Origin of the sequence: Mesorhizobium sp. M1A.F.Ca.IN.020.06.1.1 (genome assembly GCF_004023265.1) — a bacterium.
Taxonomy (GTDB): Bacteria; Pseudomonadota; Alphaproteobacteria; order Rhizobiales; family Rhizobiaceae; genus Mesorhizobium.
The window spans coordinates 1-7,099 of record NZ_RZSR01000235.1 but is presented as its reverse complement, the minus strand read 5'-3'; the positions used below and the strand labels follow the sequence as shown (position 1 = coordinate 7,099).

Here is a 7,099-nt window from a genome sequence, read left to right as displayed (position 1 = left end):
TCTTCATTCCGATCAGCGGCTGGATGGCGGACCGGTTCGGGGCCAAGAAGGTGTTTCGCGCCGCGATCGCCGTCTTCATTGCCGGCTCGGTCGCCTGCGCCTTCTCCAATTCGCTGCCGGCCTTCGTGGTGTCGCGTTTCCTGCAAGGCATGGGCGGCGCCATGATGACGCCGGTCGGGCGCCTGGTGCTGGTGCGCGCGACGCCGAAGAGCGAGCTGGTCGCGGCGATGTCATGGCTGACGGTGCCGGCGCTGGTCGGGCCGTTGGTCGGCCCGCCGATCGGCGGCTTCATCACCACCTATTTCACTTGGCACTGGATCTTTTTGATCAACGTGCCGATCGGGCTTTTGGGCATCTGGCTTGCCACCCGCTATTTGCCGGAAACCGACCCCGCCAAAACGCCGCCGCTCGACTTCCCGGGCTTCGTGCTCAGCGGCCTCGCGGCGTCCGGCATCGTCTTCGGCCTCTCGGTGGTCAGCCTCCCCGCTTTGCCGCCGATCGCCGGCTTCATTACCGTTGCCGTCGGCCTGGTTTCGGGCGTGCTTTATCTGCTGCATGCTCGGCGCGCCAGGAACCCGCTGTTGGCGCTGGAGCTCTTCAGAAACCAGGTGTTCCGCTCCTCCGTGCTCGGCGGCTCGCTGTTCCGCATCGGCATCGGCGCGGTGCCTTTCCTGCTGCCGCTGATGTTCCAGATCGGCTTCGGGCTGACGCCATTCCAGTCCGGTATGATCACCTTCGTCTCCGCGGTCGGCGCCATCGGCATGAAGTTCGTCACCGCGCTGCTCTTCAGGCTCGCCGGGTTCCGGCGGGTGCTGGTCTGGGGATCGCTGATCGCCGCCGGCTCGATTGCCATCTACGGCCTTTTCACCCCCGCAACCCCCTATGCACTGATGCTCGCGATCCTTTTGGTCGGCGGCTTCATCCGCTCGATGTTCTTCACCGGCGTCAACGCGCTGTCCTACGCCGAAGTATCGACCGCCGACACCAGCAAGGCGACGCCGATCGTTGCCGTGTTCCAGCAGTTGTCGATCGCGCTCGGCGTGGCGCTGGCCGGCGGCATCCTCGAAGTGTCGACTTCGATCCATGGCGGCCCGCTGACGCTTGGCGATTTCCACATCGCCTTCTTCATCGTCGCGGCGGTTTCGGCGGTGGCATCGCTGACCTTCATGCGGCTGGCGCCGGACGCCGGCAATGCGGTGTCGGGACATGGCAAATTGACGACGCCGAAGACGCTGGAGGCGGTGGGGACCGCGGGGAAATGAGCGCCACCTTTCCCTTCTCTCCTGACAAGGGGAGAAGGTTAGGCGCTACCCCTTGAACTCCTTCGCCAGCAGGTAAAGCTCCACCGACTCGTCGCGCGAGGCCGGCGGCTTCACATGATGAACCGAGCGGAAATTCTGCTTGAGCCGCGAGAGCAGCTCGTTCTCGGCCCCGCCCTGAAAGGTCTTGGCGAGGAAATGGCCGCCGGGCTTCAAAACCTGCAGGGCGAAATCCGCCGCCACTTCGCACAAATGCATGGTGCGCAGATGATCGGTCCGGCGATGCCCGGTGGTGGGGGCAGCCATGTCCGACAGCACGACATCGGGCTGACCGCCGAGCGCCTCTGACAGCTTTTGCGGCGCGTCGTGATCGAGGAAATCCAACTGCAGGATGACAGCGCCCGGCACCGCGTCCATCTCAAGATAGTCGATGCCGACGACATGCGGGTTTTCCGCGCTCGATTTCGTGCGGGCCGCCGCCACCTGGCACCAGCCGCCGGGCGCGGCGCCGAGGTCGATCACCTTCATGCCGGGTCTCAAAAGATGATGCTTGTCGTCGATCTCGGTGAGCTTGTAGGCGGCGCGCGAACGGTACCCATCGGCCTTGGAGCGCTGCACATAAGGGTCGTTCATGTGCCGCTCGAGCCAGCGGCGCGAGGATTCCTTCAGGCCGCTCTTCTTCTTGATCCGGGTCTTCAACACGCGCATGCCGGCCGAGCCCGGCTTCTCTGGCTTCCTGCTCATTGTCGGCCGCGCCCGTCATGACGCCAGACGCCGTCATCGGCCATCAGTTCGCTCAATATGCCTTCGCGCAAGCCGCGGTCGGCGACCCGCAGCCGCTCCGACGGCCACACGCCGCGGATCGCTTCCAGGATGGCGCAGCCGGCAAGCACCAGGTCGGCGCGGTCGGCGCCGATGCAGGGATTGGCGACGCGCTGCTGGAAATCCCAGCCGATCAGTTTTTCCACCATGCGGTCGACGCTCTGACGGTCCATCCACAGCCCGTCGACGCGGCGGCGATCGTAGCGCTCGAGGTCGAGATGGACGCCGGCCAGCGTCGTCACCGTGCCGGAGGTGCCGAGCAGATGGAAATTCGGACTGGCGAGCACATGCGCGAGCCGGTCGCGCCCGTCGAAGGCTTTGAGCCGCACCGCAACGTCATCGACCATGGCGGCGAAGGTCTCGCGCGTCACCGTGCGACCGCCGAAACGTTCGGCGAGCGAGACGACACCCACGGGCAGCGACGTCCAGGAGACGATGTGGTTGGCAAGCTGCGGCGAGCGTTGGCCGCGCGTGAGGTCGATCAATGCGATCTCGGACGAGCCGCCGCCAATGTCGAACAGCACCACGCCGCGCGTTTCGCGCTCGACCAGCGAGCCGCAGCCAGAGACGGCCAGCCGGGCCTCGGTCTGGCGATCGATGATCTCCAGCTTCAGACCGGCCTCGCGCTCGACCCGTTCGAGGAAGTCGACGCCGTTTTCGGCCGAGCGGCAGGCCTCGGTGGCGATCAGCCTCGCCTTCCTGATCTTGCGGTTGCGCAGCTTGTCTCCGCAGACCTTCAACGCCTCGACGGCACGGTCCATGGCCGCCTGGCCGAGCCGCCCGCTGGCCGAAAGCCCCTCGCCCAGCCTGACAATGCGCGAGAACGCATCGATGACGCGGAACTGGCCGTGGCGGGCGGGCACCGCGACCAGCAGCCGGCAATTGTTGGTGCCGAGGTCGAGCGCTGCGAATACCGGCAGTTCCTGATGCGACGGGCGCGCGCCATTTGGAAGCGACGGTCGCGGCTGGGGGACGATCGGCGCGGGTTCAGGCGCAAGGCTGGCGGGAGCGGCGACGGGCCCCGGCGAGGGTATTCCGCCGTTCTCATCACGTGCGAAAACCTTGCGGCCTCGCCTGCGCTTGCGGCGCTTGCGCGTTTTGCCTTTCGGGTTCTCGCCTTGATTGTCGGCATGTCTTGCGTGCGCGCCCGCATGGCGGCTGAAACGCCCCGCGGGCGGGCCCGCCGGTACCGCCGGCGATGCCCCGGACACGCCCACTGCCGACGCGCCCGCGCCGGTATCGTGGTCTTCCACTTCAATTCCTTTCGGCGCCGCGCGAACCAGCAAGGACGCAGCAGGCACCTCGATTTGTTCAAGTTGAGAACAGACTAGCAGCGCGCTTTGCAATCACCAAGAGCGCATGGCCCGATTTTTGGCGCCGTCACGCAGGGGCCACCTCATGCCGGTTGAATAGCCGGCTTCAATCAGGCATGTCTCAATGAGACTTGGAACGGGTTTGGACGACATCATAGCAATGAGCTTAATCGCATGACGACGACGCCATGAACTGGACGCGCTATTTCTGGCCGGTCATCGGCGTAGCGGCCGTGGTGTTCTCGCTCTGGCTGCTCATCCATGAGTTGCGCGGCATCTCACTCGACGATGTTTGGGCCGGTATCGTCGCCATCCCCCCGCGCGCCTGGGTGCTGGCGGCGCTGAGCTCGGTCGTCGCCTATGCCTCCCTCGCCGGCTACGACCACATTGCGCTGCTCCATATCGGCAAGAAAGTTTCGTGGCTGTTCGTCACGCTCTGCTCCTTCACCACCTATGCGCTGTCGCACAATATCGGCGGCTCGGTGCTGTCTGGCGCGGTGATCCGCTACCGCGCCTATGGCACCCGGGGGCTGACCGGCCAGGATGTCGGCGTGCTGGTGGCGATCTGCTGGATCACCTTCGTGCTCTCCAGCCTGCTTGTCGGGGGTCTCGTGCTGGTGCTGGGGCCGGAGATCGTCGACCGTTTCACCACGACCCCGCACCACGAGTTGGCAACAGCCGCCGGCCTCGCCATGCTGATCCTGGTTGCGGTCTATGTGTTCTGCAGCTGGCTGCATCTGAGGCCGCTCAAGGTCGGCAGCTTCCAGCTGCATTACCCGGCACTGCCGATCGTGGCGCGGCAATTGCTGATCGGCCCGGTCGAGCTGCTCGCGGCGGCGGCCATCATCTACTTTGCCTTGCCGGCGGCCGGCAATCCCGGCTATTTCGTCGTGCTCGGCGTCTTCATGATATCCTTTTCGGTCGGGTTGCTGTCGCATGCGCCGGGCGCGCTCGGCGTCTTCGAGGTGGTCTTCCTGGCCGGACTGTCGCACATGGATCCGGTCGGCGTGCTCGCCGCACTCCTGGTGTTCCGCCTGTTCTACCTGATCATCCCGCTGCTGATCGGGCTCGGCGTGGTGCTGTTCTTCGAGCATTCGCAATACAGCCGCGGCGAAGGCTGAGCGTCCCCGTGCGGCCCGCGATCGAATGAGAAAAAGGCTGCGGTTGAACTGCGGCGCGGGGTTGACTATTTTCGGATGGCGGCTACAAGGCAGCGCTCGCGGCGCTTGAGCCGCCCGCTTCGCGCGATACCGACCGCGCCTGCTGGGGAATAGGTTAACGGTAGACCAGCGGACTCTGACTCCGTTAGTCCTGGTTCGAATCCAGGTTCCCCAGCCAAACAAATTCAAGGACTTAGCACCAAAACCGCCCTAAAATTCATGTTGCTAACCGATAGCAACACGTGGGAACGCAAGCCATTGATTTGTAAAGAGTGGCAACGAATTTTGTAATGCGTCGCAACGGACGGAGGCGGCGAATAGCAACATGGATAGCAACATGAAAAGGCCCGCCTCCCCTTTCGAAGAGGCGGGCCTCGCGCGGCGCGTCGACTTTGGGTTACGGATGATCAACGGCCGGCGCGATTGTTCGCTACGCGGAAGCGGCCAAGCCGCCAAGATCCGCCAAGCTGAACCACTCATTCACGACGCTGTCCTCGCGGCGGAATTGAACTAGATAGGTGACGCCGCCGCCCGGAAAGCGCGACGTCCCTACCACCGCGCCGGAAAGCGATACGCGCTCGCCAAGCGGCAATTCGTGCTGGCGGGCAATGGGTGCGTGCATGTTCATCGAAGTTCTCCAGACGGCCTCGCAGGCCTCACCGGTAGGGCACCGGCAGCCGGGGGTGCGAGCGACCTGGAGAGTCGCGGCAAGCTTTTAGGCACGGCCTTGGACATAGCTTGCCACCCCGGCCGAGCGGCTTTGCCGCTTTATCTTTTGTACAGGAAACCCCTTCCCTTGCAAACAAGGTCGCCTAGATTCGGAGTTTTGTCAAACCGCAATCACAGATTATTTTTGGGAGTTATTTTGCGGCATATGCGAAAACGCCTATTTTGACTTTGTACAATAGGCGAAACCGCCTAAGTATTCTCCGCTGGACTCCAACGTTGTTCTGTGGAATCCATCTCGCATCACTTCCTGCGAGAGAGTGCCATGGACCGTACATTCGAAGATTTAGCCCACATCCTGACCACGCCACGTCGCCGCTTTCCGTACGGCGCCATTCTGCTGCGCCTGGCCGAGAGCCTCGCGACAGGGCTGGCGATCGGCCTTGGTATTGCCGCTGGGCACGTGCTGGCGGGTTAAGCCGAACACCCGCGAACTGGCCAGTTGCGCCGCTGACTTTCCTCAAATAGAGACGCTTTGTCAGACAAAAGGGACACCCCACGCATGGCCGACCAGACCGACACCGATGGCTCTGAACTAGTGGAGCTTACCGCGGACATCGTCTCCGCTTACGTTAGCAATAATCCCATCCCGGTAACCGGCTTGGCGGATTTGATCGCGTCGGTGCATTCCTCGCTCACTGGCATCGGCCGCCCAAGCGCAGCCCTGCTGCCAAAGCAGGAGCCTGCGATCACTCCGAAGCGTTCGGTGTCCCCCGATCACATCGTCTGCATCGAGGACGGCAAGAAGTTCAAATCGCTCAAGCGGCACCTGATGACTGATCACGGCCTCACGCCGGAACAGTATCGCGCGAAATGGAACCTGCCGGCAGACTACCCCATGGTGGCGCCGAACTACGCTGCCCAGCGCTCTGAATTGGCGAAGGCCAGCGGGCTGGGACGGAAGCCTGTCGCCAAGCCGGCGAGGAAGGCCTCGGTAAACCGGGGCGCGAGAATCTAGAAACCCGCGCGGCATAGCCCTGGCTATGTAAGTTGCCCCGCCATTCCGATGCTAGAACGAAAAGAGAACAAAATGCTTGTGGGAAAAGCCAGCCTTGGCGGGCGGAGCGACTCGACAAACAGTATATTGGGAATTGCTAGGTCGGGCTTGCGGCGTCCTCGCCAAGAGTAAGCGCCGCAGCCCTCTTTCACCTAGCTGGCACGGGCGGGCGGGAGGTAGTTGGTTGGACAACTACCTCCCGCTTTACCGTGTACACGATAATGGTGGTGCTTCGCCCTTTTCGCAACTCACATTCAACCGCCAGCGGACCTTGTCCACTATCGATATCCATTTCCGCATATTAGCGCTAGCTTGACTAAGTCGCCAACCGCCCCAGACTCCACATAATGGCAAAGGGCATCAACATAGGCGACGAGGTCGCAATTACCGCCAAGGTACGCAGACGGGTCACTGAGGACCGCGTGAGCGTGTCGATCCCCTCCTACGGCCAGCCTCATTCCATCGTTGATCGAATCTCCAAGGTCAAGCAGGGCCAAGAGATCGAGCTGCGAGGCGATGTCACGCGTGTCGACGAGGGCAAGGTGACAATCAATCTTGGCGTGCCCGTAACCGTGAATGCCGATACGGTGAGGCTGGTCACGCCCTATAAGCCGCCGACGAGAAAGGCGCCGCTGGTGGACAAGGCGACGTGAGGCTGGTGCGAGAAGACTCGTTGACGCGGTCCTGCCTCATATTAGCGGCTGCTTGTAAATAAAGCGAAGTAGGAAGATAATGCGGGCCGCGAGGAGCTTTTGAGGGAGAGTTCCAGTGCGTTGGCCCTTAGTTGTGACTGCGCTTATTGTTGGTTTCATCCTTTGGGAT

At 63.0% G+C, this 7,099-nt stretch carries 8 protein-coding genes and 1 tRNA gene; 6 read left to right on the top strand and 3 right to left on the bottom strand.

The annotated features are described in order from the left end of the window. The coding region (locus EOA60_RS12905) for an MFS transporter (RefSeq protein WP_128311438.1) at positions 1-1,262 on the top strand (1,262 nt) is incomplete at its 5' end. A 45-nt stretch (positions 1,263-1,307) separates the two neighbouring features. Here EOA60_RS12905 and EOA60_RS12900 read toward each other — a convergent pair. Both EOA60_RS12900 and EOA60_RS12895 read right to left on the bottom strand, forming a co-directional pair. Further along, complete coding sequence (locus EOA60_RS12900; protein WP_067329957.1) at positions 1,308-2,003, bottom strand: RlmE family RNA methyltransferase; 696 nt, start codon at positions 2,001-2,003, stop codon at positions 1,308-1,310. Beyond that, positions 2,000-3,334, bottom strand: coding sequence for a Ppx/GppA phosphatase family protein (locus EOA60_RS12895; RefSeq protein ID WP_067329955.1), 1,335 nt, complete (start codon positions 3,332-3,334; stop codon positions 2,000-2,002). The genes EOA60_RS12900 and EOA60_RS12895 overlap by 4 nt, the downstream gene beginning before the upstream one ends. 248 nt (positions 3,335-3,582) lie before the next feature. Between EOA60_RS12895 and EOA60_RS12890 the strand changes: the two genes are divergently transcribed. Then, positions 3,583-4,515: a YbhN family protein gene (locus EOA60_RS12890; protein ID WP_128311435.1), complete on the top strand. Its 933-nt coding sequence runs from the start codon at positions 3,583-3,585 to the stop codon at positions 4,513-4,515. A 143-nt stretch (positions 4,516-4,658) separates the two neighbouring features. After that, positions 4,659-4,732 (top strand) — tRNA-Gln (locus EOA60_RS12885). Between the two features lie 252 nt (positions 4,733-4,984). Here EOA60_RS12885 and EOA60_RS12880 read toward each other — a convergent pair. Beyond that, on the bottom strand, positions 4,985-5,182 hold the full coding sequence (locus EOA60_RS12880) for a hypothetical protein (RefSeq protein ID WP_127335679.1): 198 nt from the start codon (positions 5,180-5,182) through the stop codon (positions 4,985-4,987). A gap of 363 nt (positions 5,183-5,545) precedes the next feature. Between EOA60_RS12880 and EOA60_RS37550 the strand changes: the two genes are divergently transcribed. The 3 genes from EOA60_RS37550 (at position 5,546) to EOA60_RS12870 (ending at position 6,930) form a co-directional block, all read left to right on the top strand. Beyond that, entirely contained in the window at positions 5,546-5,698 is a 153-nt protein-coding gene (locus EOA60_RS37550) for a hypothetical protein (protein ID WP_164748437.1), read from the top strand. 84 nt (positions 5,699-5,782) lie between these two features. Further along, positions 5,783-6,238: a MucR family transcriptional regulator gene (locus tag EOA60_RS12875; protein ID WP_127335680.1), complete on the top strand. Its 456-nt coding sequence runs from the start codon at positions 5,783-5,785 to the stop codon at positions 6,236-6,238. A gap of 386 nt (positions 6,239-6,624) precedes the next feature. Further along, a complete protein-coding gene (locus EOA60_RS12870; protein ID WP_127335681.1) occupies positions 6,625-6,930 on the top strand; it encodes a hypothetical protein in 306 nt (101 codons plus the stop codon). Positions 6,931-7,099: the final 169 nt, after the last annotated feature.